The organism is Candidatus Nitrotoga arctica (genome assembly GCF_918378365.1).
In the GTDB taxonomy this organism is placed as follows: Bacteria; Pseudomonadota; Gammaproteobacteria; order Burkholderiales; family Gallionellaceae; genus Nitrotoga; species Nitrotoga arctica.
The window spans coordinates 2,250,716-2,276,379 of the sequence record NZ_OU912926.1 but is presented as its reverse complement, the minus strand read 5'-3'; the positions used below and the strand labels follow the sequence as shown (position 1 = coordinate 2,276,379).

Genomic DNA, 25,664 nt, shown 5'->3' with positions numbered 1-25,664 from the left:
AAGTTATGACAATTTATAATTTCAGCGCAGGTCCCGCAGTATTACCGCATGAGGTATTGCAACAGGCACGTGAGGAGTTGCTGGACTGGCATGGCAGTGGCATGTCAGTTATGGAAATGAGCCACCGCGGCAAAGAGTTCATGGGTATCGCAGCTGCGGCGGAAAGTGACCTACGTGGTTTGCTTGCTATCCCGACTAATTACAAGGTGCTATTCCTGCAAGGCGGGGCGCATTTGCAATTCGCCATGATTCCGCTGAATCTGTTGCGTGGCAAGTCTTCTGCTGATTACGTTAATACTGGTGAGTGGTCCAAGAAAGCGATAGCCGAGGCTAAAAAATTTAGCAATGTAAATATAGTGGCCAGTGGCGCGGACAAGAATTTCATTAATGTGCCGGCGTTTGATACTTGGCAATGTGATCCAAATGCAGCCTACTTGCATTACACGTCGAATGAGACGATAGGCGGAGTCGAATTCAATTGGGTTCCGGAAACCGGTGGAATTCCTTTGGTTGCAGACATGTCATCTAACATTATATCGCGCCAGATTGATGTATCTAAATATGGCCTGATTTATGCTGGAGCGCAGAAAAACATTGGTCCGGCTGGATTGTGTATTGTTATCGTACGCGAAGACCTGATTGGTCATGTGTCACCGAGCACGCCTACTATGCTGGATTACAAGATCCATGCTGACAATGAATCAATGTATAACACGCCTCCCACTTACGGCATTTACATGGCCGGGCTGGTATTTCAGTGGCTCAAGCGCAATGGCGGATTAGCGCAGATGGAGCAGACCAACATCAGCAAAGCAAACCTGCTGTATCAGGCGATTGACGCTAGCAACGGTTTTTACAATTGCCCGGTGGTCAAGTCGGATCGTTCACGCATGAACGTGCCGTTTACCCTGAAAGATGCCAGTCTGGATGGCGAGTTTCTCAAACAGGCAGATACGCACGGTCTATTGCAACTGAAGGGACATCGCTCTGTCGGTGGTATGCGCGCTTCCATTTACAATGCGATGCCCCTGGAAGGTGTGCAGACATTGGTTGATTTCATAACACATTTTGCAAAGCAACATGGCTAAAACTTTTAAGGTACTGACGTTAAATAAAATTTCAACGGTAGGTCTAAACCGCTTGCCCGCTGCAAATTATATCGTTGACAGCGATATTACAGAACCCGATGCGATTCTGGTGCGCTCGCACAATATGCTGGAGATGAACATTCCGGCTAGTGTGAAAGCCATCGCCCGCGCGGGCGCTGGTACGAATAATGTGCCAGTTAAAAAGATGAATGCGCGAGGCGTACCGGTTTTTAACGCTGCGGGTGCTAATGCCAACGCAGTGAAGGAGTTGGTTATCGCGGGTATGTTGCTGGCTTCGCGCAATATGATTGCTGCGCTGCATTTCACCGCCAATTTGAAGGGTGATGACGCTACGCTGCACAAGCTGGTCGAGGATGGCAAAAAGCATTATGCAGGTATTGAATTGCGTGGTCGTACCTTGGGCATTATTGGTTTGGGCGCCATTGGCCGTCTGGTGGCGGATGCCGCCATTGGCTTGGGCATGCAAGTGGTGGGTTACGATCCTGACATTACCGTGGAAGGAGCCTGGGGACTGCCTTCGCAGGTGAAGAAAGCGCACAGCATAGAAGATCTGCTTAAGCAGAGCGATTTCGTTACTCTGCACATTCCCTTGTTGGATGCTACACGAGGTTTGATTAATGACCAGCGCGTACAAGCGATGAAACCAGGAAGCGTGCTGCTGAATTTTGCGCGTGATGGTATCGTGGATGAAGACGCAGTGCTGGCGGGTATCGCCGCCAAACGTATTCGCTATTATGTTTGCGATTTTCCCATGCAGAAGACGCAGGACAATCCGGCAGTTATTGCGCTGCCTCATCTGGGTGCGTCCACGCAAGAGGCTGAAGACAATTGTGCGGTAATGGTGGCGGAGCAAGTGCGCGACTATCTGGAGCACGGTAACTTGAACAATACGGTAAATTTCCCGACTGTAAATATGCCGCGTGAATCGTCTTTCCGTATCGCCATCGCTAACGCCAACGTGCCGAATATGCTCGGACAGATTTCTACTGCATTGGCCGGAGCCGGCATTAATATCCACAATATGATAAACAAGTCGCGTGGCGAGATGGCTTATACCCTGGTCGATACAGATATCGCCACCCCTCCTGAGATGATCGCGCAGCTTGCCGCCATTCCGGGTGTGCTCATGGTACGCGACTTGCCCTTGGATGCTTAAGCAATAGGATGTATGAGTAATGAGTGATGAACTCAAGAAATACCGCGATCAAATCGACTGGATTGACGAAGATTTGCTCAAGTTGCTCAACCAGCGCGCGGCGCTGGCAAGTCAAATCGGTCATCTTAAGGGTGAAAATACGGTGTTGCGGCCAGAGCGCGAGGCGCAGATATTGCAGTGTATGGTTAGCAACAATCTTGGTCCTTTGCCGAATCAGAGTATCACGCAATTATTTACCGAGATCATGTCTCACTGCCGTGCATTAGAAACGCAGCTATGTGTTGCATATTTAGGACCCAGTGGAACTTTCAGCCAGGAAGCAGTAGAGAAACGTTTTGGTCACGCAGTGCTGAGTAAGCCGTGTGTTTCGATAGATGAAGTCTTTCAAACTGTAGAAAGCGGCAAGGCACATTATGGGGTAGTGCCGGTGGAAAATTCCACAGAGGGTGCTATCGGGCGTACGCTGGATTTGTTGTTGCAAAGCCCGCTCAAGGTGTGTGGTGAAGTAATGTTGCCGGTGCATCAATGCTTGATGTCGCGGGTAACTGACCTTTCTGCCATCAAGCGTGTGTTTTCGCATTCACAGTCTTTGGGGCAGTGCCAAGTCTGGCTGAATACGAATTTGCCTAATGTTGAGCGCGTGCCAGTTGGCAGCAATACCAAGGCGATTCTTCTGGCTTTGGAACAGCAGGAAGATAGTGCGGCGATCGCAAGCGCAAAGGCAGCCAAAAGTTACGGCATTCCATTATTGGCTGAAAATATTGAGGACGACGCGCGCAATACCACGCGCTTTTTGGTCATCGGAAATCAGGAGGTGGCGCCATCCGGCAAGGATAAAACCTCACTGGTCCTGTCCGCACCTAATCGTCCGGGCGCGGTTTACGATTTGCTAGCGCCGCTGGCCAAAAATGACGTCAGTATGACCAAGCTGGAATCTCGCCCGGCGCGTTCCGGCGTGTGGGAATATGTGTTTTATATGGATATTGAAGGGCATCAGCATGAACCCAAAGTGGCGGCCGCACTGGTTGAATTAAAGCAAGTTGCCGCGTTCGTAAAAACACTAGGTTCCTACCCGGCTACCCTATAAAACCGTTTGTGTAATTTAAAAATATCGTTATTCCGTGAAGACGAAATTTAGTTCTATCAATGACTGAGTGCCTGCTTCTATTGGTAATGACAGAAACGAAATTAATTAAGGTATTAAATGAACTACAGTGAGCTAGCCCCTCCCTATATTCGCGCCATAGCGCCCTATCAGCCGGGCAAACCGATTGCCGAGCTGGAGCGGGAGCTCGGTATCAGTGGCATCGTCAAGTTGGCGTCCAATGAGAATCCCCTCGGTGCCAGCCCCCTAGCTATGGCCGCGATGCATGCGGCGATGAGCGACATCGCGCGTTATCCCGATGGCAGTGGTTTCGATCTGAAGACAGCATTGTCTGAACGATATCAGATTGAATTTGCATGCATTGTGTTGGGAAATGGTTCCAATGATTTATTGGAATTGGCCGCACGCGCTTTCCTCGCACCGGGCGACAAGGTGGTTTATGCTGATCATGCTTTCGCGGTATATGCGCTGGCTACGCAAGCCGCAGGCGCTACCGGCATCAGCGTGCCAGCTACTAAAGGGTTTGGCCACGATCTTTCCGCAATGCTGCAAGCTGCGGTGCAGCATAAGGTGAAGATGGTGTTCATCGCAAATCCGAATAATCCCACGGGTACTTTTCTCGGTGCGGTGGAATTGCTGGATTTTCTGCGTGCAGTGCCGCCGCAGGTGTTGGTAGTGTTGGATGAGGCATACAACGAATATCTACCGCAAAATTTGCGTTACGATAGTGTGAGCTGGTTGCGCGAATTTCCCAACTTGATCATTTCCCGCACTTTCTCCAAGGCATATGGTTTGGCCGGTTTACGCGTGGGTTATGCATTGGCAGGTGAGTTGGTAGCGGACATGTTGAACCGGGTGCGGCAACCGTTCAATGTCAACAGCGTAGCGCAGGCTGCTGCTGTAGCGGCGTTACAGGACGAGGATTTTGTAAGGCAAACTTGCGAATTGAACCAGGCTGGCATGAACCAGATTACGCAAGGATTGAAGCGATTAGGTCTCGAGTTCATTCCCTCTTATGGAAATTTCGTCTGTTGCCGTATTGCGAATCCCGCCGAGAGTGGGGGAAAAGGGGCGGGCCAGATGTATCGTCGCCTGCTGGAATTGGGGGTGATTGTGCGGCCGATTGCAAACTACGGTATGCCGGATTATTTGCGTGTGAGCATTGGTCTGGAAAGTGAAAATGAGAAATTTCTGTCTGCGCTGGCGCAGGCGTTAGGAGAAGCAGCGTGATTATTGTAATGAACAAGGATGTTACCGACGATCAAATAAGCGTGGTGGTAAAAAAGCTCAAGGATGCCGGGCTGGATGCCAATATTTCTCGAGGCATTGAACGCACAGTGATTGGTGCTATTGGTGATGAGCGCAAGTTGACCGAAGAAATGTTTACCCCATTGCCTGGAGTGGAGTCGGCAATGCACATAGTCAAACAATATAAGATCGTATCGCGCGAATCTCATCCTGAAAACACAGTGATTGATATCGGCGGCATCCAGCTGGGCGGCAAGCAAATCCAGATTATTGCCGGCCCGTGCTCAGTAGAAACTCAGCAGCAGATGGACTTGTCCGCCCAGTACGTGAGTGAGGCAGGCTGCCGTTTGATGCGTGGAGGCGCATTTAAGCCTCGTACCAGCCCTTACACTTTTCAGGGCAAGGGTGTTGAAGGGCTGGATATGTTCCGTCAGGCAGCCAGCAAATTCAAGCTGCCAATTGTGACTGAGCTAATGGATGTCCGCATGCTGGATACCTTTCTTGAAAATGACGTCGACGTAATCCAGATCGGCACTCGTAACATGCAGAATTTCGATCTGCTCAAAGAAGTGGGTCGTATCAACAAACCAGTCATTCTCAAACGCGGCATGTCGGCTACCATTTCCGAGTGGCTGATGGCGGCAGAATACATTGCAGCCGGCGGCAACCATAACATCATATTCTGCGAGCGTGGTATCCGTACTTTTGAAACTTATTACCGCAACGTGCTTGACGTGACCGCCATTCCGGTAATGAAAAAAGAAACCCATTTACCGATAATAGTCGATCCTTCACACGCCGGCGGCAAGGCATGGATGGTCGCGGCGCTGTCGCAGGCAGCGATTGCGGCGGGGGCGGATGGATTGTTGGTAGAGATGCATCCAAATCCGAGTGAGGCTTGGTGCGATGCCGATCAGGCGCTGACTCCGCAAGAGTTGAAGAAGTTGATGGGCGTGTTGGGCGGTATCGCTACAGCGATTGGACGCACACTCTAATCCTATCTCACGCTAGCGGGAGAGGTGGGGAAAGTCGTGACAAAACCATTGTTTCGCAAGGTTGTTATTTTCGGCGTCGGTCTGATCGGCGGCTCGTTTGCGCTTGCTTTGCGGCGGATGAATGCGGTGGATGAAGTGGTCGGTTTCGGGCGCAGCGCGCAGACGCTGGTACAAGCGCAACAACTCGGTATTATCAACCGCAGCGGTTCTGATCTTGCGGCAGAGCTGGGCGACGCCGATCTGGTATTGCTGGCAACGCCCGTGGGTCAAATGGCCGAGATCATGGCTCGCATCGCGCCGCATCTGGGTGCTCATACACTTATTACTGATGGCGGCAGCACCAAGTGCGATGTTGTTAATGATGCTTATAAACATTTGGCCGCGCATATTTCCCGCTTTATACCGGCACACCCTATTGCAGGTAGCGAGCAAAGTGGTGCTACCTCGGCGCGTGCTGATCTGTATCAAAATAAAAAAGTAATATTGACTCCGCTGCCGGAAAACTCCACTGATACTGTGGCGCGTGTAAGATTAGCCTGGGAATTGTGTGGCGCGCTGGTGAGCGAATTAACGCCGAAACAGCATGACGAAGTGTTTGCCGCTGTCAGTCATCTGCCGCACCTGCTCTCATTTGCATTGGTACACGACTTGGCACAGCGCGAAAACCGCGATTTGTTACTTTCTTTTGCTGCTAGTGGCTTCCGAGATTTCACGCGCATTGCAGCAAGCTCGCCGGAAATGTGGCGTGATATCAGCTTGGCCAACCGCGATGCGTTGTTGATAGAGATGGGCCGCTACATGAGTGAACTAGAAACTTTGCGTAATGCGCTTGCCGAAGCCGATGGCAACAAGCTGGAAGAAATATTCAGCATTGCCCGTTCGGTGCGCAGCAATTGGACTTCGCAATAAATCGTCCAAATTTATTGAGAAAGTCCCTATCGTAATGCGAGTGGCAACTTGAAATAATTTGTAAATTGTAAATAATAGTCTGTTGTGTGAATTGAACAATAATTTCTGTATGAGTGATTTTTCATGCCGTTTCAAAAGATGGTTATAAGGAGAAAAGCATGGACTTACGAGTTACCTGTATTAAAAAGAATAACAGTCAACTTGCACATGAGCGCATTCAATTTATAGGTGGGGTGGATGCTGAAGGAGTTCGCTGGAAAATATCCGTGGAGGAGGCAATTGAGGGTATTGCAGTTGGTAAATGGCGATTTTATGCTCATGTAGGGGGGTATCCATTTTGGGTAGTTGTCGCTATTAGTTCACTTGGACAAAAGTATTTAAAAACTGATCACGATGGGGAGCAGCCAGTTAATTTACTTAGCATACGTGAGTGTCCACCAGAGAAATAAATTCTATTTAACAAGGCAGTTGTCTTTTTTATGAAGGCTGGAAATTTAGTTAATGGATCAGAATATTCAGAGATGACCTTCATCTCATACCGCAAACTTCCTTAACAAACATTTGCACACATCTTCATGTACATGACAACTACCTTATTTCCTCAAGCATCAAGATGACCCCCACTTTTGTTGAGCCGTTAAAGCTGCCTGTAACCAGTTCGAGCAATTGTTGAATTCTTCTGCCATGCTTAACTGGGAGGGCGGACAGCCTTTTTCCCGCCGTTTCAGCGATGTCTATTTTTCAGATGATTCCGGACTGGAAGAAAAACGCCACGTTTTTCTACAAGGCAATCGGCTGGCTGAACGTTTTGCATCTTTATCAAGCGGGGAGTGTTTTGCCATTGGCGAGACAGGATTCGGCACTGGGTTGAATTTTTTTTGTGCTTGGCAATTGTTCGATGAGGTCGCTCCATCCAATAGTAGCCTGGATTTTTTTAGCGTCGAAAAATATCCGCTTGATGAGAAAGAGCTGGCCGATGTTTTGGCACTGTGGCCCATGTTGCGGCAGTATGCGAATGAACTCCTTGCCCGTTGGCGCCGCCGCGTGCCCGGCTGGAATCGGTGGTGTTTTGCCGGTGGAAAGATACGTCTTACGCTGGTGATAGGTGACGTAGTCGATGCGCTAACGGAAAGCTGCGGTGGCATTGATGCATGGTTTCTGGATGGTTTTTCACCGGCACGTAATCCCGAAATGTGGACGCAGCAGGTATTCGAGAGCATCGTGAGAATTTCTCAGCCAGGTGCCTCATTTGCCACCTATACTTGTGCCGGCTGGGTACGGCGTGGTTTGGAACAAGCGGGATTTCAGGTCCGAAAATCTCCAGGCTTCGGACGCAAACGTGAAATGCTGCAAGGTCACCTTCCCGGTTCGCCACCAGTGCGGGCTACTGTAACAAAAGCCATCGTGATCGGCGGAGGTGTGGCCGGCTGTGCGGTTGCTTCAGCATTGGCGATGCGCGGAGTCTCCGTTACCCTGATCGAAAGTGCACCGGTATTGGCTGCGGCGGCATCGGGCAATTCGCGCGGAATATTGCATATCCGGTTAAGCGCAGGCATGAACCCGTTGCAACGATTTTTGTTGGCCTCCTATGGGCATGCGCTCGCCTTGCTGGATGAAAAGCTTCCCATTAACGGGATCGCTCGTGCGGAATGCGGAGAACTGCAGCTAGCATTTTCTGCACAAGAAGCGAAACGGATCGACCGGCTGGCGGCACTTGATTGGCCATCGCATGTATTACGTCGCGTGGACGCGGCTGAAGCATCTAAGCTAGCTGGTATCGAGTTGGCACATGGCGGTCTGTGGTTTCCCGCCGGTGGCTGGCTGGTTCCGCCACAGATGTGCGCAGCATTGGCAGCGAACCCAGCCATCGTGCAGCGTACCGGCTATCGCGCGGAATCCTTGACAGCGGTAGAGTCCGGCTGGCGGGTAGAGGGAAAAGACGAGCGCCAACAGATATGGTCTTATGAGGCTCAGATAGTGGTGGTTTGTACCGGTTATCAGGTGAAATCATTTGCGCCGTTGTCACATTTACCTCTAACGCCGGTGCGAGGGCAAATCACGTTGCTGCCTGCTACATCGCATAGCGAAAATCTGCGAACGATTGTATCTGCCAATGGCTATATCGCTCCATCAGACGGAGAGCTGCACGTGCTGGGAGCGACGCATGATTTCAATGACGAGGCAGCGGATTTGCGGGCATCCGATCATTTAGAGAATTTGTCCACGCTGGCGGACATATCCCCGGCACTAGCCAAGTCGATGAATATTGGTTCATTAGATGTTGAGCAACTAAATGGACGTGCATCAGTGAGAGCTTCCGTTCCCGGAGCCATGCCGTTGGTGGGCGAATTATTGCCGGGCTTGTATACCAGTCTGGGTCATGGCACGCGCGGTCTGATAACTGCCGGGCTTTCCGGTGAATTGATTGCGGCGATTGCATGTGGACATTTGTCGCCACTGCCATTGGCGGTAGTAAATGCATTGGTTCCTGTGCCGAGGTTTGTAGGGTAGGCGAGCGATTGATGAATTCACGCTTCTATGCAAAGATCAAAATCATGGTTAGCGCACGAAGTAGGGCAAGGGGAATTGGGGTTAGGATGACAAGCGCTATGAATAATTCATGCTTGGCCTTTAATTTTATGACTTTAGGCTTATGATTGAAGCAAGGGCCTTCATGCTCAAACATTTTTGTTTAACCCAAACACAAGTCCCATACAAATGCGGGAAACAATAAAGAAACTATTCAAGCAACTCATTGAATTCTTCATCGCAGTTTCAGGGTTTATTATTGCCAAGCTGCGCAATCCTCAACAGCGCTATTGGGCGGCACTCCTTTGGGTCAAATGGCTTTTCCCTTTTGCCGTCTTTGTTGATCGCTGGGTTTTTCGTCGACCCCAAAAATCACTCCTCAGTAAAACAGCGCTCTTAAAATTTATTCTTTCTGCCATAACTCGCTACGCTTATATCGAAATCCCCCTCCGTAGCCCTAACGAACGGACGCTCTTGGAATATCACCGCAAATACGGTGGATTCATACTATGTAGCGCTCATTTTGGTCTAACCATGGCTGTATTTGGTTTTCTAGAAAAACACGGAATACCAATTACGAGTATCTCTAATGGCGGTTCCAGAAAAAAAGCCTATGGTTGGAATTGGGGCTGCACTGAGCCCCTACGCCTGATTAAATCTGATGCAAAATCCTTCATCAAAGTCCGCAAAGCACTAGCCAAAGATGAAATTGTTCTGGTTTATTGCGACCATGCAACAGATGACAATTTTCAAAATGACTTTTTGTTCTTATCCCCTAATATTTTTGAATATGCGTACAAAGCAACCATCCCTCTGCTCTTTTTAGGAGCAGCATTGGCATATGACGGAATTATTGAGATCGAATTTGTCGAAGCGTCGCATCCTATCCCTGCATCGGCAGAAGAATTGGTCATGGTGATGGAGGAATTTCGCTTATTCGTGGCACAGCGCATGGAAAAAAGCATCAGCTTCAAAAAAAAATCATCTGTGTTGGTGTGATTATTGCGGGCACGACAACTTTGTCGCTTATTCCCAGCATTGGCAGAGTCCAGCCATCGTGCAGTGTAACGGTTGTCACGCAGAATCCTTGACAGCGATAGAGTCCGGCTGGCGGGTAGAGGGGAAAGACGAGCGCCAACAACCATGGTCTGATGAGGCCCAAGTAGTGGTGGGGTTTGTACGGGTTATCAAGTGAAATCGTTTGCGCCGTTGTCACACGTTCCTCTGACGCCGGTGCGTGGGCAGATCACTTTGCTGCCTGCTACCGCATAGCGAAAATTTGCGGACGATTGTATCTGCCAATGGATATCTTGCTCCATCCGCCGGAGAGCTGCACGTGCTGGGAGCGATGCATGGTTTTAACGATGAGGCAGTGGATGTGCGGGCATCCGATCATGCAGAGAATTTGTCCATGCTGGTAGGCATATCTCCCGCACTAGCCAAATCGATGAATATTGATTCATTAAATGTTGAGCAACTGAACGGTCGCGCATCAGTGAGAGCTTCGGTTCCCGGGGCCATGCCGTTAGTGGGTGAATTATTGCCGGGGCATGGAACTCGCGGCCTGATAACTGCTGGGCATTCTGGTGAACTGATTGCGGCAATGGCATGTGGAGGACAATTGTTGCCATTGCCATTGCCATTGGGAGTGGTAAATGCATTGGCTCCAGCGCACGACGTAGGACAAGAGGAATTGGGATTATGATGCTAAGCGCTATGAATGATCAGTGTTTGCCCCTTTAATTTTAAAAATATCTCTCATGCCAAAGCGAACAAACGAATTCCAGAAGCTCGTATACCTCGTACGGACAAATCTTGCGGCTGGGGCGATGGTTACCGAATCGAAGATGCTTCGAGACCGCGTTACTCAGAAGCGACGCGAAGTTGACGTCTGCATCGAAGGGCGAGTTGGCGGCCAGGCCGTGATGGTTTGCGTTGAGTGCCGTGACCACAAACGGCCAGCCGATGTACAGTGGGTCGATGCATTGTGTACGAAACATGAGCGGCTCCCTACAAACGCACTGATTCTTGCTTCCAAGTCCGGATTCACTCCGGAAGCTCGCCGTGTCGCAGAGGCATATGGTATTGAGACATTCTCCCTTGAAGACGTTGATAGTATCGATTTTCCTTCACTAATTGGTGCCAATGGAACGCTTTGGACGAAGACAGTCTCAATTACTCCGACAAAGGTCACCGCCACCGTATTGGCGACCGACAGTCTTCCCGAAGAGACGGTCGTACTCCTGCAGGACAACCTCCTTTATATTGAAGATGGTAGCGAGCTCTGCCAAGCAACCGAATACGTTCAAGCAGTCGCAAATTCGAACTCCGCCCGTGACTATCTCCTCGCTGAAGGACAAGAGGAGCACACGTGGTTCGAATTTCGTTGCGAGCCGCCGCACGATGCTTTGAAGAGGCCACTCTTCATGAAGAAGCTTGATCCCCTTGTTCTTCGGCCAATTTCGTCGTTCCGCATTATTGGCCAATGCGAATTCAAGATTGCTCCCTTCGCCATGCACCGTGCCAAGCTTGGAGGTGTTCACGTCAGCTGGGGAAAGACAATTGCCCACGGTCGGCTTGTCTTGCTCGTCGCGACTATGGATGATACTGGCGGGCAGAAGGTTTCGATAACTGAACTTCCCGAAGCCTAGCTTGCCGGGATTGAGATATGCCCTTCTTTCGAAAACAAATAAGAATAAATAGGGCCAGACGTTTGCAGTAAAAGAAGTTAGTTAGCGGGTTAAAATCCCGTCAAGGAAGTGCCCATGCACTTTGGGCCTCCATATTTTGAGAACTCAATCTGGGTACAGAAAGCTCATTTTTCGAATTTTCTGTAGCAATTTCACTCGGACAAATCATGTGCTACAAATCCGCACAGTTTATTTGTCCCCTACAACATATTTAAACGTTGGCTTCTGTTGTATTGAGTACAAGCGCGATATAGCGTTCGGCTGGTATCATTACGGTGTTGGGCTAGATACCGACTCTATGGTGGGTAATTGCTGTGGCTTCGGAGTTTTGCCTGAAAATAAACACGAGGAGAATAACATTAAGATATTGATAATATTTGGTATATTGAGCATATTAGCATTGCTGATAGCAAGCCAGTTGGCACGTGCGGGCGAATTGCCGAAAATTGGAGAATCCGCACCAAATTTCAATCTACCCGACCAGAATGGAAAGATTTATACCTTGGCGGATTTTCACGGCAAGTGGTTAGTGCTGTATTTTTACCCAAAGGATGATACGCCAGGCTGCACTGAGCAGGCATGCAACTTTCGTGACGATCTGAATCAATTAACTAGACTCGGTGCTCAGGTGGTAGGCATCAGCGTGGACGACAGCAAGAGTCATGCCGATTTTGCCAAGAAATACTCTCTTCCCTTTCCGTTGCTGGCGGACAAGAACGCCGAGGTGACTACGCGTTATGCCGTGCTACGGAATCTTGGGATATTCAAGGTGGCGCGTCGATATACTTTTTTGATTGACCCGCAAGGTAAAATTAGCAAGGTGTATGACAAGGTAGAAACGTCGCGTCATTCGAAAGAAATTATTGAGGATTTAAATAAATTATTGGCTGCTGGAAAGGGATGAGAAATCCTGTCAGCAACATTCTGGCTGCGACGTTATTCGTTTCTGTCATAATTTTATCGCGGTTGCCGAACCTCGTTGTGGCGCTCATGTTTTTTTCTATTGCGCTATGGCCGGTGCGTTCTTCGTTTATCTATTAATCCTTCTTCGCTAATCAAAAATATAATACCTGATGCCATACATTACTCTTGATAAGGCCGCGCTTGCTTACGGCCATGTACCATTGCTTGATCATGTAAATTTCCAACTGGACGAAGGTGAGCGCGCCGGCATGATCGGGCGCAACGGCGGCGGTAAGTCCAGTATGTTAAAAGTGCTGGCCGGACAGGCTGTGTTAGACGATGGCCTGGTATGGCGCGCACCCGGTGTGCGTATCTGTTATGTGAGCCAGGAACCAGAATTAAACGTTGAAGCGACTGTGTTTGACGAAGTTGCGCGCGGGCTGGGTGAGCTACAACAAATTATTACCGATTACCATCATTTGTCGCATCAACTTGCCGAACCGGATGCCGATTACGAAAGTTTGCTGGAGGCAATGCAACCGCTGCAAACAAAGCTTGAAGCGCAAAATGGGTGGGCGGTGCAGGCGCGCATTGAGACTGCCATCCAACGTCTGGAGCTGAATGCCGACAGTCGTGTGGGTGATCTTTCTGGTGGCGTGCGCAAGCGCGTGGCACTGGCGCAGGCATTGGTGGCTGAGCCGGATGTTTTGATTCTGGATGAACCCACCAACCATCTTGATTTCTCGTCCATTGAATGGTTGGAAGGCTTGCTTAACAACTTTCGCGGCAGCGTATTGTTCGTGACCCACGACCGACGTTTCTTGGATAATGTCACTACTCGTATAATCGAATTAGATCGCGGTAATCTTGCTAGTTTCCCCGGTAATTTCGCGGCTTACCTGCGCTTCAAGGAGCTTATGTTGCAGGACGAAACGGTGCTCAATGCCAAGTTCGATAAAGTGCTGGCGCAGGAGGAAGTATGGATACGTCAGGGCATTAAAGCACGAGGCGTGCGCAATGAAGGGCGCGTGCGGCGGCTGGAGCAGTTGCGGCGTGAGCGCAGTGCGCGGCGTGAGCGTGTGGGCAAAGTTGAAATGAGTCTGGAGGCGGGCGACCGATCCGGTAAGCTGGTGGCGGAACTGTCGCACATCAGCAAATCATTCGGTGACAGGCAAGTCATTAAAGAGTTCACTTGCCGCATTCAACGCGGCGACAAGATTGGTCTGTTAGGCCCCAATGGTTCTGGTAAGAGCACGCTGCTCAAAATTATCTTGGGCGAATTAGCCCCGGATAGCGGTAAGGTGCATCTGGGCACCAAGCTGGCAGTGGCATATTTCGATCAATTGCGTGCGCAACTGAATGAAGAGGCTACGCTGGCCGATACCATCAGCCAGGGCGCTGATTTCATTGAAATTGGTGGCGTACGCAAGCACATCATTAGCTATCTCGGCGATTTTTTATTCGCGCCGGAACGTGCTCGCTCACCGGTAAAGAGTTTGTCCGGCGGCGAGCGCAACCGCTTGCTGCTGGCGCGCCTGTTCAGCCGTCCGGCTAATGTGTTGGTGCTGGACGAGCCAACCAATGATCTCGATATTGAAACTATGGAGCTGCTGGAAGACCTGCTCGCCGATTACGATGGCACGCTGTTTCTGGTCAGTCACGATCGTGCTTTCCTCGACAACGTGGTGACTCAGGTTATCGCCTTTGAGGGCGATGGCAAATTGATGGAATACGTCGGTGGCTATGAAGATTGGGTACGCGTAAAGAAGCAGCAGGCCGGGCAGCGAACGCTCGTAAATGTAGCCGCTGTACCCGCGAAGCCATCGTCGCAGACTGAAGTTCAATCCAAACCTGTTACCAAGTTGAGCTTTAAAGAAGCGCGTGAGCTAGAGCAGATTCCGCAGCGAATTGCATCTCTGGAACAAGAGCAGGAAGAGCTTGCTGCCACTTTGGGCGCGGGCAATCTCTACCGTGATAATCCTGCCCACGCCAAGCAGCTACAGGAACGCACCGCTATTATCGAGGACGAGTTGTTGCAACTGATGGCGCGCTGGGAAGAGTTAGAGAGCCGATAAAATTTATCGGCAATATCACCTATTTAAAATATCCTGATGAAAACTAATCAACTTATTGATCCGTAACCGTTTATCAAAGAAGTCGTTCGCATTGAGCTTGTCGAAATGTGAATGGCTTCTTATGCTTCGACAAGCTCAGCACGAACGGCAGTCAAGTTCAATTCGTGCCGGATCAATATTTATTATCCGAAGAATTCTTTAACTTTGTTCATCCAAGATTTCGCGCGCGGGCTATGGCGTGCGCTATCTTCTTCGTTTATCTGCTCAAATTCGCGTAGTAATTCCTTTTGCCGATCAGTGAGATTGGCCGGGGTTTCTACCATCACGTGGCAGTGCAGGTCGCCAAAGGTTGAACTGCGTACCCCTTTGATTCCCTTGCCGCGAAGACGGAAGACTTTGCCGGATTGCGATTCAGCTGGAATCTTGATGCGTGCTGAACCATCCAGCGTAGGAATTTCGATTTCGCCACCCAGCGCCGCAACAACAAAGCTGATCGGCATTTCGCAATGCAGGTCGTTATGATCGCGCTGGAATACCGAGTGCGACGTGATGCGGATGACCACATACAAATCGCCGGGTGGACCTCCGTTGCTGCCGAGTTCTCCTTCGCCGGACAGACGGATGCGGTCATCGTTGTCAACCCCGACTGGAATTTTTATAGACAGTGTTTTATGTTGCTTGATGCGGCCTGTGCCGTGGCAAGAACCACACGGCGATATAATGGATTTGCCGCTGCCATGGCAGCGCGGACAAGTTTGCTGGATAGAAAAGAATCCCCCCTGCTGCATGCGTACTTGCCCATGCCCGCCGCAAGTGGTACAGGTCGTCGTACTCGTACCTGGCTTGGCACCGCTGCCGTGACAGGTATCGCACTTGGTCATGGTGGGTATGCGAATTTGCGTTTCGGTACCGCGTGCAGCCTGTTCCAACGTGATTTCCAGATTGTAGCTCAGGTCGGCGCCACGGTGCATTTGGTTGCTTCCGCGTGAGCCTGCTCCGCTCATTCCGGCACCAAAAATATCACCAAAAATATCGCCGAAATGGGAGCTGGATGAACCGCCGCTAAATCCTCCTGAACCCATACCGGCATCGGCAGCGGCGTGTCCAAATTGGTCATAACCCGCGCGTTTCTGCGAATCGGAAAGGATCTCGTAAGCTTCTTTGGCCTCTTTGAAGTGCTCTTCAGCTTTGGGATTATCCGGATTACGGTCAGGATGATGCTTCATTGCCAGCTTGCGATAAGATTTTTTTATGTCATCTTCTGACGCGTCGCGGTTGACGCCTAATACTTCGTAATAGTCACGTTTTTTCATTTTTGCATGAAGCGAAAAGGGGTTAAGGAGTTAATGATTTAAGATTTACGTAATTGGTCTCTATATTGAGGTCATTAGCTTAATGACAAATCCAGAAATAGCATCCATTTTTGTTCGTTTTTTCGATAGACCAAGCTGGAGTTAGCTCGGTTGATGTATTCAATTCCAGCAGAGAACCAATAACAGCGATAACCAAGAGCAGATATCGCTGTATCGGGCCAAATTAATTATATTTTTAGAACGGAAAAAAGAGATGACCCTTAGATAATTTTTATTTGCATATTCAAAATGCCAATTAACTAGTTTCGAAGTTGCGATGATTGCGCTTCAGACATCTCTCATCCTATTTCATATTTACTTCTTTTCGTCTTTTGCTTTGTCATCTTTTACTTCGGTGAACTCGGCATCTACGACATCGCTGTCATCTTTCTTGCTGTCGCCTTGCGCCCCAGATTCACCAGGCTGGTGGGACTGGCTAGCTTCAGCGGCGTGCATCTTTTCTGAAAGTTTTTGCGCAGCGGTGGAAAGTGCTTCAGCTTTGGCGTCTATAACGTCTTTGTCGTCGCCTTTCACTACATCTTGAGCTTCTTTCAAAGCGGATTCTACTGCAGCTTTTTCATCCGCACTCAGCTGTTCGCCATATTCCTTCATAGACTTTTGCGTGGAGTGAATCAATGCATCCAGCTGATTACGCGAGGTAACCAATTCGATTGCTTTGCGGTCGTCGTCGGCATACGTTTCCGCATCCTGTACCATTTTTTGAATTTCAGCTTCAGACAAACCGGAATTGGCCTTGATGGTAATCTTGGATTCTTTACCGGTCGCTTTGTCTTTTGCGCCTACATGCAGGATTCCGTTGGCGTCAATGTCGAATGTCACTTCAATTTGCGGCATGCCTCGCGGTGAGGGTGGAATGTCGGAGAGGTTGAACTGTCCCAAGCTCTTATTTCCAGAAACAACTTCGCGCTCACCTTGCAACACGTGAATAGTCACTGCACTCTGATTGTCATCGGCGGTAGAAAATATTTGTGAGGCCTTGGTCGGGATGGTGGTGTTTTTCTTGATCAGTTTGGTCATTACGCCGCCCAAGGTTTCAATACCCAGGCTGAGTGGGGTTACATCCAGCAGCAGAACATCTTTAACCTCACCTTGCAGCACGCCACCCTGAATGGCCGCGCCCACTGCCACTGCTTCATCTGGGTTAACGTCGCGCCGAGCTTCCTTACCGAAGAATTCCTTGACTTTTTCCTGCACCATCGGCATCCGTGTTTGTCCACCCACCAGAATTACATCGGCGATATCGGCATTGGAAACGCCCGCGTCTTTCATGGCAATCTTACAGGGGGCTATGGTACGCGCGACCAATTCTTCCACCAGGCTTTCAAGCTTGGCGCGGGTAATTTTGATGGCCAGATGTTTCGGGCCGCTGGCATCTGCTGTGATGTAAGGCAGGTTCACTTCAGTTTGCTGTGCGGAAGACAGCTCAATTTTGGCTTTTTCAGCCGCGTCTTTTAGGCGTTGCAGAGCCAACATATCCTTTTTTAGGTCGATGCCGCTTTCTTTCTTGAATTCCTCTACCAGGAATTCAATTACGCGCATGTCGAAATCTTCGCCGCCGAGGAAGGTGTCGCCGTTAGTGGACAGCACTTCGAACTGATGTTCACCGTCAATTTCAGCGATGTCGATAATGGAAATATCGAAAGTGCCGCCGCCCAAGTCATAGACTGCGATCTTGCGGTCGCCTTCCTGCTTATCCATACCAAATGCCAGCGCAGCCGCAGTTGGCTCGTTAATAATGCGCTTTACTTCCAACCCAGCGATGCGGCCAGCGTCTTTAGTAGCCTGACGTTGACTATCGTTGAAGTAGGCAGGTACTGTGATTACAGCTTCACTGACCGACTCACCTAGATAATCCTCGGCGGTCTTTTTCATTTTCATGAGTATTTGTGCGGAAATTTCCGGAATGGAAATATCTTTGTCACGGACTTTAACCCATGCATCACCGTTCTTGGCCTTAACGATGCCATACGGCACCATGCCCATGTCCTTCTGCACCATGGGCTCTTCAAAACGGCGTCCGATCAGCCGCTTGACACCATAGAGAGTGTTTTTTGGGTTGGTGACTGCTTGCCGCTTGGCTGGCGCGCCCACCAGCACTTCGCCGTCTTCCATGTAAGCGATGATGGAAGGCGTGGTGCGCGTACCCTCGGCGTTCTCAATCACCTTAGGTTTGCCGTTTTCCATGACAGCAACGCACGAGTTCGTGGTGCCCAAGTCAATACCAATAATCTTGCCCATAACGTTTCCTTTTCGTTGTAATGTTGAAAGTCTTTGCTGCCTGTGTTGCATTAATCTGTGGGCAGCAGATGTGTATTTCAAGTGTTACGATACTTTTTCGCAAAACTCCGCGAACATGCAATTTATTTAAGAAGCGAACTGCTGCTTGGTTATGGAGTTGCTATTCCTTCGCCTTGGCCACCATCACCAATGCAGGACGTAACACCCGGTCGTGCAGTTGATAGCCTTTCTGCATTACGCTCACTACCGTGTTGGCCTCTTGCTCACTATCTACCATGCTGATGGCCTGGTGCTTGTGGGCATCGAATTTTTCACCGAGCGGATTGATTTCTTTGATGTTGAATTTAGTGAATACAGCAGTGAGCTGCTTGAGAGTGAGTTCCATGCCGCTCTTGAAGCTTTCTACTGTGGCGATTTCAACAGCTAATCCCGCTTCCAGGCTATCTTTCACCATCAGCATTTCATTGGAGAAATGCTCGACCGCTAATTTTTTGGCTTTGCTAACGTCTTCTTGCGCGCGACGACGAATATTTTCGCCTTCTGCCTTGGCGTACATCCAAGCGTCATAGTGTTCCTGCCCCTTGCGCTCTGCTTGCTGCAACATCTCTTCGATGCTTGGCATAACCTCTGGGTTAAGCGTATCTTCAGCTTGGGTAGCCTGTTCAGGCTGTTGGGATGAGGATTCGGTGGGTTCCATCTGCTTCTCCAAAATGATTTCTTCAAAAATGCGTAGCATAAAAATGGGGTCGACTTTTTTGATTTCAAGAGCATTGCGCAATATTATTTTATTGACGTGAGATAATACGTTTTCGCGGACATTGCCCCCCAGTTTTAACCCATTTACATTGCTGTGACCCTTCATAAAAACTATCACTGGCGTATCGCTGGGTTTTATTTCTTTTACTTTGCTTTTGTGGGCATGTTTGCGCCTTACTGGAGTTTGTATCTGCAATCCATCCATTTCAATGCAATGCAAATTGCCGTTTTAATGTCGGCTCAGCCAGTGATGCGGATGTTGTCTCCTGCACTATGGGGTTGGCTGGCCGATCATACCGGACAGCGTTTGCTAGTGGTGCAACTGGCGGCGCTGTGCAGTATTCTCAGTTACTTGGGGGTATTCTTTACGACTGAATTTGTGGGCTTGTTGCTGGTTATGATGGTGATGAGTTTTTTCTGGAGTGCTTCCATGCCGCTGGTGGAAGCAACTACGCTGACCTATCTGGGCAAGCACACTGCGCGCTACGGCCGTATTCGTTCTTGGGGTTCTGTTGGCTTTATTGTGGCGGTATTGGGGCTGGGTTATGCGTTTGACTACATCGCTATCGCATGGATATTGTGGGTAGGTGTGGCGATCAAACTAGGCGTTTTGTTGTTCGCGCGTCAGATTCCACCCACCGAAGTGTTGGCGCACCACACCGACAGCCAGCCCATCCTGCGTTTGGTATTACAGCCGCAAGTGTTGATATTGTTTGGCGCATGTTTCCTGATGGCTCTGGCGCATGGGCCTTATTACATTTTTTATTCGATTTATCTGGTGGAGAATGATTATTCGAAAAGCGCGGTCGGTTGGCTGTGGGCGCTGGGTGTAATCTGCGAGATTGCAGTATTTTTCGCTATGCCGTGGCTAATGTCACGTTTCACACTGTCGAAAATTATGATTGCAAGTTTTGCTGGTGCAGTGCTACGTTTTTTATTGATTGGTTGGGGAGTGGACTTGCTGTCGCTGATGCTGTTTGCGCAAGTATTACATGCCGCTACTTTTGGTGCCTTTCATGCGGTGGCTATGGCGCTGGTACACCAATTTTTTCGCGGGCGGCATCAGTCCAAGGGGCAGGCGCTGTTTGGTAGCATTACTTACGGTGCGGGCGGCATGGTGGGTGGATTATTGAGTGGCCCGCTATGGGAGCACTGGGGTGCAAGCGTGATGTACTCCTTTAGTGCCGTAGCGGCGTTGCTTGGATTATTGTTGATATTATGGAAATTGAGGATAGTGGTATTGCCTAGGAGTCCGTCGGATGCCACTCTTTGATTTGTGTCAAGGTGTGGTATCGGCTTCCTTCAGAGAACGCTTAACTTGACGCTAAGGTTTGTAGCCATGCTTCGTTTATGTAGATCACTATGCCATGCATAAGTTTTTTGATTAAAAACATAATATTTTTAAGTCTAGGTCTTGTTGGACATATGGCCAAGCATCAGGCACATTTGAGATTGTAAGAGCCTTTCCCTTTGATTTATTGTTATGTTGCGGTATGCTCCGCTTAGTAGTTTTCCCTGATGGAGAAGATATGTGCAAAAAATTCATGATGCTGGTGCTGCTGCTAGCGCCAGCACTGGTAGTGCAGGCGGCACCTAATAAGGCAATTACCCAAAAACAGGTCGACGATCTGACTTCGACGGTGCTGAAGTACACTTCTTCGCCCAAATTAAGTTCATCGATTGCACTGATTTACGACGAGCAGGAGCAACGTCCCCTATATAGCAAAAATGCCAATGCCGTCGTACCTATTGCGTCCATTACCAAGCTGATGACTGCGATTGTGGTGCTGGACGCAGAGTTGCCGTTGGAAGAAAAAATTACCATCAGCGTGTTTGATTTCGATATTCTCAAGGGCAGTCATTCGCGTATGCGTATTGGCATGACGCTGACACGTGGCGAATTGCTCAATCTGGCGCTGATGTCTTCTGAGAATCGTGCAGCGGCTGCATTAGCGCGCACTTATCCGGGCGGTACCAGTGCAGCCGTGGCAATGATGAATGCAAAGGCGCTCGAACTGGGTATGATGAAAACCCATTTTAATGATGCGACTGGTTTGAACAGTGGCAATACTTCCACTGCGCAGGATCTGGTAAAAATGTTGATTGCAGCACAACACTATAAGCTTATTCATAAATACAGCACGACGGCGTCACATTTGGTTGCAGCACCTGGATTTCCCCCACTGCGGTTTGGAAATACCAATCCGTTGGTGAAAAATGCATCTTGGGATATCGGTGTGAGTAAAACTGGCTACATCAATGAAGCAGGGCGCTGTCTAGTGATGCATGCTCATATTATGCACCGCCCGGTGATCATTGTGCTCTTGGATTCACAAGGGAAGAATACGCGCGTTGGTGATGCCAACCGCATAAAGAAATGGATGGAAAGCGCCGCCGCTAGTCGTGGGCGAAATACGCGGCGTGGTTAACCTTAATGTGCGTAAAGAGAGTTTGATAAAAGTTTTACGGCTACATTAGTTAATGTATATGTAAGGTTGACAGGTAGCGTGCTAAGCGCTATGCGGTTATTGTGCTATCGTCGCGCAGGCGTAGGGCTTCCTCAATATCTACTGTCACCACATGCGATACGCCGCGTTCCTGCATCGTTACGCCGACCAGTTGTTGCGCTAATTCCATAGTGATCTTGTTGTGGCTGATGAAGATGAATTGGGTGTGCTGTGCCATTTTCTGGATCAGCTTGCACAATCGTTCGGTATTAGTGTCATCCAGTGGTGCATCAACCTCATCTAACAGGCAGAAAGGCGCGGGGTTAAGCTGGAACATAGAGAATACCAGCGCAATCGCAGTTAACGCTTTTTCGCCGCCTGATAACAACTGAATTGAGGCATTTTTTTTGCCCGGTGGTTGGGCCATCACCTGCACGCCGCTATCCAGTATTTCATCGCCCGTTAGCACCAGGCGTGCTTCGCCACCTCCAAACAGCACGGGGAACATTTCTGCTAAATGGCGATTTACTTCATTGTAAGTGGTCATCAATAAGTCACGTGATTCTTTATCAATGCGGCGGATTGCTCCTTTCAGTGTGTCCATCGCCTCGGTCAAATCTTTTGCTTGAACATCCAGATAGGTTTTGCGTTCCTGTGCCGTATTTAATTCTTCGAGCGCCGCTAGATTTACTGCACCCAGCCCATTTATGTCGCTGTTCAGGCGATTTAATTCGTTCTGTAACGTATTCAGCTTGATATTGTCGCTTTCCAACAGGGAGAGCAATGTTGTTTCCTCCACATCTTGCAATTGCGCTGCCCATTGTTCATATTGCAGACGTGCTTCCTGTTCCTTGAGCGACAACTCGCTGAGTTTTTCACGCAGAGGATGTAATTTTTGTTCGCACAACAGGCGCTCTTGTTCCAGTCTGTTCAGATTACTGGTGGTTTGTTCCAGCAAGTTGCGCGTCTCGGCCAGCGCCTGTTCGCGCGCTTGACGCTGTTGCAGTGCCTCCTGCAATTGTTGCTTGCTAGTGCCGTCTTCTATTCGGTCTAACTCAGCATGGTTTTGTATCAAAGCTTGTTCTAACTGCGCCAGCGTCAATTCGATTTGTTTAAAACTATGTTTTAGATCGGCGATTTTCCCCGTGCAAGTCTTAACAAAAAAGCGAGCTTCCTGCAATTCGTGATGCGCTTTTTGTGAGCGTTCACGCTGTTGACGCAACATAGATTCCTGAGCGGTAGCTTGCAGCCTCACCTGCTCCACTTCTATCTGCTGTGTCGCAATGTTTTCGCGCAGAATGTGCATGCGCTCAGCGATTTCCTGATGCTGATATTGTTCACCAGCAGACTGTTCGGCCAGCTCTTGCAATTCGCGCGTGATTTGCGCGGCGCGCTCGTGGCTGCGTTCGTTGGCCTGAGTTAATTTTAGAATCTGAACTTGTATTCCATGTTGACGTTGTTGTAATTCGCTATTTGCCGCGCGCAAGAGCGCAATGCGGCTTTCGATAGTGTGATAGGTTTCCTCAGCTAGTGCTGCCTGGTGTTTGCCTTGATCCAATGACTTTGCCTGTTGTTGTGCTGCCTCCTGCAAATGCTCAATTTCGCGTTGCCGCGCCAGGACGCCATGCACTTGGTTGTCCGGAGCATGGAATAGCACGCTATGCGCGCCAATTAGGTGTCCCTGCGGAGTCACTAAACAGGTACCGGCAGGCAGTCGTTCACGCAAGCTTAAGCCCAGTGCCAGCGTTTCCGTGACATACACACTAGACAACCAGTCTGTCACTACGGGCGCAGCCTGTGGATCATGGTAGGTTACGAACTGCCCCAGCGGAGTCAGCCCAATATTTTGTTGGGTTTCGAAATTTGATGCTCTGTCCGTTGCGAATATAGCTAGCCTGGCTGGTGGTGCATCACTCCAATGTGCAGCATCGTTCAGGTGGGGCAGGGCTAGCGCATTGAGTCGTTCGCGCAAAACGGCTTCCAGTGCATCTTCCCAGCCTGCCTCAATACCGATGGATTGCCACAGGCGCGGCAGTGGGTCTAATTGATGTTTGGTTAACCACTGTTTCAGATTCTTGTCGTTATCGACCTGATTTTGAAGCTGTTGCAACGCGGAAAGTTTCGCCTCCACCTGCGACAGTTGCCGTTCCAGTTCCTGCATTGAGGTGCGTTGATCGTGCCGTGTTGTATCGGCCCCCGGTAATTGCGCCTGAAACTCCGTCAACTGCTGCTGTTGTGCTGTGTGTTTCATCTCCATATCGAGTAATAGACACTGCGCTTGGGCCAGCGCTTCGCTATCCACCTGCGGGAGATTGTCCTGTTCCAGCAGCAAACGTGAGCGGCGTGTTTCTAGTTGTTGCACATTGCGTTGGATATGTTCGCGTTGCGTATCGGCCAATTGTAGTTGTTGCTGTGAGATGAGCTGTTCGCGTTGCATGGTGTTGTGGCGCTCCAGTCCGGCGCGCGCTGCTTCTTCCGCTTGCGGCAGATGCAGTGCTTCGGCGTTTGCGCGGTTTTCCCAGCTCTCAACGCGAATGTCTGCTTCTTGTTGTTGTTGCTGCCAATGGGCCAGTAAAGATTCTATACCTTGTAACTGAACGCGTTGTTGTTCAACCTGTAGCTTACTATTGGCCATCTGCTGGTTTAAGCGCTTGCGTTGATCGTTGAGATGGGCAATCTGTTGCTCTAGTCGCGCAATCTCAGCATTAGCCGCATACAGCTCGCCCTGCTTGGCATGTAGTGCATCAGCCTGCCCGTAATGCTCACTGCGCGTGGATTCCAGCTGGCTTTCCATCCCACGCAGATGCGCAGTCTCAGCTTCTAGCTCGTTTTTGGTTAACTCAATTCCTTGGGTAAAACGCACCCGGCGTGTTTCGGCTTCCTGTTTATTCATCAACCACAGCAATTGTTGCGTGGTGTCGCGCTTCGATTCTAATTCGCAGTAACGCCTGGCTACCGCTGCTTGTCCAGTCAGATGGGTAAGTTGTTTGGTCAACTCTAGCAAGATGTCATCAACGCGTAGCAGATTGTCGTGCGTATCGGCAATGCGCAGTTCAGTTTCGCGACGGCGGTCACGGTATTTAGATACCCCCGCAGCCTCCTCCAGAAACACGCGCAGTTCTTCCGGTTTAGCCTCGATGATGCGTGAAATCATGCCCTGTTCGATAATGGCGTAAGCCCGTGCGCCTAGCCCAGTGCCAAGAAAAATATCGGTTATATCCTTGCGTCGCACATGCTGATTGTTGATGTGGTAACTGGAATCACCGTCGCGCAGCAGCACACGCTTAATAGAAATTTCGGCGTAGCTTGACCATTGGCCGGCAGCCTTACCCAAACTGTTATCGAAGATCAGCTCGACGCTGGCGCGCGAGACCGGTTTACGCTTACCGGAGCCGTTGAAAATTACGTCTTGCATCGATTCGCCGCGTAGCGCTGAAGCGCGAGATTCGCCCAGTACCCAGCGTAGCGCGTCAATGATGTTCGATTTTCCGCAACCATTCGGGCCGACAATGCCGACGATCTGCCCGGGTAGAGCAATATGGGTGGGATCAACGAAAGATTTGAATCCAGCGATCTTGATGTGAGAAAGACGCAATTTCAATCAGTTGGACATTATAATGCGCTGTATTCTAACCGACCCACAAGGCATATCAAAATGAGCGCTCTGCCCAGCAAAACCGTGGCCAGCAAACTTCTGGAAACCTTCGCCAACCCCAATCCCCAGCGCGATTACCACATCCACATGGAAATCCCTGAGTTTACCTGTCTGTGTCCCAAGACCGGTCAGCCCGATTTTGCTACGTTGATCCTCGATTACATCGCGGATACGACCTGCGTCGAATTGAAAAGTCTCAAGCTCTATATCTGGTCATTCCGTAATGAAGGGCATTTCCATGAAGACGTTACCAATCGAATTCTGGATGATTTGGTCGCCGTCATCCAGCCGCGTTTCATGCGCCTGACCGCCAAATTTTACGTTCGTGGTGGCATTTTTACTAATATTGTGACGGAACACCGTAAGCTTGGCTGGCAAGCGCAGCCGCTAGTGGATCTGATGCAGTTCGAGACGCAATCAAATACGCGAGGCTAGTCGGTAATAATCGGGTTCATCCGGTCAAGCAGTAAGTTGAT

Annotated in this window: 20 protein-coding genes; 16 read left to right on the top strand and 4 right to left on the bottom strand. The window is 49.7% G+C overall.

Annotated features, from left to right (window positions below; genetic code table 11):
* Positions 1-5: 5 nt before the first annotated feature.
* From serC to MKZ32_RS10400, 13 genes are all read left to right on the top strand, one after another.
* Positions 6-1,088, top strand: coding sequence for a 3-phosphoserine/phosphohydroxythreonine transaminase (gene serC, locus MKZ32_RS10460; protein ID WP_239797210.1), 1,083 nt, complete (start codon positions 6-8; stop codon positions 1,086-1,088).
* Positions 1,081-2,265, top strand: coding sequence for a phosphoglycerate dehydrogenase (locus MKZ32_RS10455; RefSeq protein WP_239797209.1), 1,185 nt, complete (start codon positions 1,081-1,083; stop codon positions 2,263-2,265). Before serC ends, MKZ32_RS10455 begins: the two co-directional genes overlap by 8 nt.
* A 19-nt stretch (positions 2,266-2,284) precedes the next feature.
* A complete protein-coding gene (pheA, locus tag MKZ32_RS10450) occupies positions 2,285-3,352 on the top strand; it encodes a prephenate dehydratase (protein WP_239797208.1) in 1,068 nt (355 codons plus the stop codon).
* 117 nt (positions 3,353-3,469) lie between these two features.
* On the top strand, positions 3,470-4,600 hold the full coding sequence (hisC, locus tag MKZ32_RS10445; RefSeq protein ID WP_239797207.1) for a histidinol-phosphate transaminase: 1,131 nt from the start codon (positions 3,470-3,472) through the stop codon (positions 4,598-4,600).
* Complete coding sequence (gene aroF / locus MKZ32_RS10440; RefSeq protein ID WP_239797206.1) at positions 4,597-5,613, top strand: 3-deoxy-7-phosphoheptulonate synthase; 1,017 nt, start codon at positions 4,597-4,599, stop codon at positions 5,611-5,613. The genes hisC and aroF overlap by 4 nt, the downstream gene beginning before the upstream one ends.
* Before the next feature lie 36 nt (positions 5,614-5,649).
* Positions 5,650-6,522 (top strand): prephenate dehydrogenase, encoded by an 873-nt coding sequence (locus MKZ32_RS10435; RefSeq protein ID WP_239797205.1) that lies wholly within the window; start codon positions 5,650-5,652, stop codon positions 6,520-6,522.
* A gap of 158 nt (positions 6,523-6,680) precedes the next feature.
* A complete protein-coding gene (locus MKZ32_RS10430; RefSeq protein ID WP_239797204.1) occupies positions 6,681-6,971 on the top strand; it encodes a DUF3892 domain-containing protein in 291 nt (96 codons plus the stop codon).
* 235 nt (positions 6,972-7,206) lie between these two features.
* Positions 7,207-9,033 carry a bifunctional tRNA (5-methylaminomethyl-2-thiouridine)(34)-methyltransferase MnmC2/FAD-dependent 5-carboxymethylaminomethyl-2-thiouridine(34) oxidoreductase MnmC1 gene (mnmC, locus tag MKZ32_RS10425; protein WP_239797203.1) on the top strand — a complete coding sequence of 609 codons (1,827 nt, stop codon included), beginning with the start codon at positions 7,207-7,209 and terminating at the stop codon, positions 9,031-9,033.
* A 207-nt stretch (positions 9,034-9,240) separates the two neighbouring features.
* Complete coding sequence (locus MKZ32_RS10420; RefSeq protein WP_239797202.1) at positions 9,241-10,050, top strand: hypothetical protein; 810 nt, start codon at positions 9,241-9,243, stop codon at positions 10,048-10,050.
* 280 nt (positions 10,051-10,330) lie between these two features.
* On the top strand, positions 10,331-10,756 hold the full coding sequence (locus tag MKZ32_RS10415; RefSeq protein WP_239797201.1) for an MnmC family protein: 426 nt from the start codon (positions 10,331-10,333) through the stop codon (positions 10,754-10,756).
* 22 nt (positions 10,757-10,778) lie between these two features.
* On the top strand, positions 10,779-11,702 hold the full coding sequence (locus MKZ32_RS10410) for a hypothetical protein (RefSeq protein WP_239797200.1): 924 nt from the start codon (positions 10,779-10,781) through the stop codon (positions 11,700-11,702).
* 397 nt (positions 11,703-12,099) lie between these two features.
* Positions 12,100-12,645: a peroxiredoxin gene (locus MKZ32_RS10405; protein ID WP_239798136.1), complete on the top strand. Its 546-nt coding sequence runs from the start codon at positions 12,100-12,102 to the stop codon at positions 12,643-12,645.
* 169 nt (positions 12,646-12,814) lie between these two features.
* Entirely contained in the window at positions 12,815-14,719 is a 1,905-nt protein-coding gene (locus tag MKZ32_RS10400; RefSeq protein ID WP_239797199.1) for an ATP-binding cassette domain-containing protein, read from the top strand.
* A 182-nt stretch (positions 14,720-14,901) separates the two neighbouring features.
* Here the strand turns inward: MKZ32_RS10400 and dnaJ are convergent, their stop codons facing one another.
* From dnaJ to grpE, 3 genes are all read right to left on the bottom strand, one after another.
* Positions 14,902-16,032 (bottom strand): molecular chaperone DnaJ, encoded by a 1,131-nt coding sequence (dnaJ, locus tag MKZ32_RS10395; protein WP_239797198.1) that lies wholly within the window; start codon positions 16,030-16,032, stop codon positions 14,902-14,904.
* Between the two features lie 354 nt (positions 16,033-16,386).
* The gene (gene dnaK, locus MKZ32_RS10390) at positions 16,387-18,330 is read right to left on the bottom strand and encodes a molecular chaperone DnaK (RefSeq protein ID WP_239797197.1); all 1,944 of its coding nucleotides are present in this window, start codon (positions 18,328-18,330) and stop codon (positions 16,387-16,389) included.
* A 160-nt stretch (positions 18,331-18,490) separates the two neighbouring features.
* Positions 18,491-19,066, bottom strand: a complete 576-nt coding sequence (gene grpE / locus MKZ32_RS10385; RefSeq protein ID WP_239797196.1) for a nucleotide exchange factor GrpE — start codon at positions 19,064-19,066, stop codon at positions 18,491-18,493.
* Between the two features lie 114 nt (positions 19,067-19,180).
* On the opposite strand from grpE, the gene MKZ32_RS10380 reads away from it, so the two are divergent.
* Both MKZ32_RS10380 and pbpG read left to right on the top strand, forming a co-directional pair.
* The gene (locus MKZ32_RS10380; protein ID WP_239797195.1) at positions 19,181-20,359 is read left to right on the top strand and encodes an MFS transporter; all 1,179 of its coding nucleotides are present in this window, start codon (positions 19,181-19,183) and stop codon (positions 20,357-20,359) included.
* A gap of 256 nt (positions 20,360-20,615) precedes the next feature.
* Positions 20,616-21,515, top strand: a complete 900-nt coding sequence (pbpG, locus tag MKZ32_RS10375) for a D-alanyl-D-alanine endopeptidase (RefSeq protein WP_239797194.1) — start codon at positions 20,616-20,618, stop codon at positions 21,513-21,515.
* Positions 21,516-21,603: 88 nt separating this feature from the next.
* Here pbpG and smc read toward each other — a convergent pair whose 3' ends face one another.
* Positions 21,604-25,128 (bottom strand): chromosome segregation protein SMC, encoded by a 3,525-nt coding sequence (gene smc / locus MKZ32_RS10370; protein ID WP_420887764.1) that lies wholly within the window; start codon positions 25,126-25,128, stop codon positions 21,604-21,606.
* 60 nt (positions 25,129-25,188) lie between these two features.
* Here smc and queF point away from each other — a divergent pair, with 60 nt between their 5' ends.
* Positions 25,189-25,623: a preQ(1) synthase gene (gene queF / locus MKZ32_RS10365; protein WP_239797192.1), complete on the top strand. Its 435-nt coding sequence runs from the start codon at positions 25,189-25,191 to the stop codon at positions 25,621-25,623.
* Positions 25,624-25,664: the final 41 nt, after the last annotated feature.

Excerpts from the sequence above, each read along its gene's own strand:
- serC (WP_239797210.1), top strand. The coding sequence starts at position 6 with ATGACAATTTATAATTTCAGCGCAGGTCCCGCAGTATTACCGCATGAG.
- MKZ32_RS10455 (WP_239797209.1), top strand. The coding sequence starts at position 1,081 with ATGGCTAAAACTTTTAAGGTACTGACGTTAAATAAAATTTCAACGGTA.
- pheA (WP_239797208.1), top strand. The coding sequence starts at position 2,285 with ATGAGTGATGAACTCAAGAAATACCGCGATCAAATCGACTGGATTGAC.
- hisC (WP_239797207.1), top strand. The coding sequence starts at position 3,470 with ATGAACTACAGTGAGCTAGCCCCTCCCTATATTCGCGCCATAGCGCCC.
- MKZ32_RS10430 (WP_239797204.1), top strand. The coding sequence starts at position 6,681 with ATGGACTTACGAGTTACCTGTATTAAAAAGAATAACAGTCAACTTGCA.
- mnmC (WP_239797203.1), top strand. The coding sequence starts at position 7,207 with ATGCTTAACTGGGAGGGCGGACAGCCTTTTTCCCGCCGTTTCAGCGAT.
- MKZ32_RS10420 (WP_239797202.1), top strand. The coding sequence starts at position 9,241 with ATGCGGGAAACAATAAAGAAACTATTCAAGCAACTCATTGAATTCTTC.
- MKZ32_RS10400 (WP_239797199.1), top strand. The coding sequence starts at position 12,815 with ATGCCATACATTACTCTTGATAAGGCCGCGCTTGCTTACGGCCATGTA.
- dnaJ (WP_239797198.1), bottom strand. The coding sequence starts at position 16,032 with ATGAAAAAACGTGACTATTACGAAGTATTAGGCGTCAACCGCGACGCG.
- dnaK (WP_239797197.1), bottom strand. The coding sequence starts at position 18,330 with ATGGGCAAGATTATTGGTATTGACTTGGGCACCACGAACTCGTGCGTT.
- grpE (WP_239797196.1), bottom strand. The coding sequence starts at position 19,066 with ATGCTACGCATTTTTGAAGAAATCATTTTGGAGAAGCAGATGGAACCC.
- pbpG (WP_239797194.1), top strand. The coding sequence starts at position 20,616 with ATGTGCAAAAAATTCATGATGCTGGTGCTGCTGCTAGCGCCAGCACTG.
- queF (WP_239797192.1), top strand. The coding sequence starts at position 25,189 with ATGAGCGCTCTGCCCAGCAAAACCGTGGCCAGCAAACTTCTGGAAACC.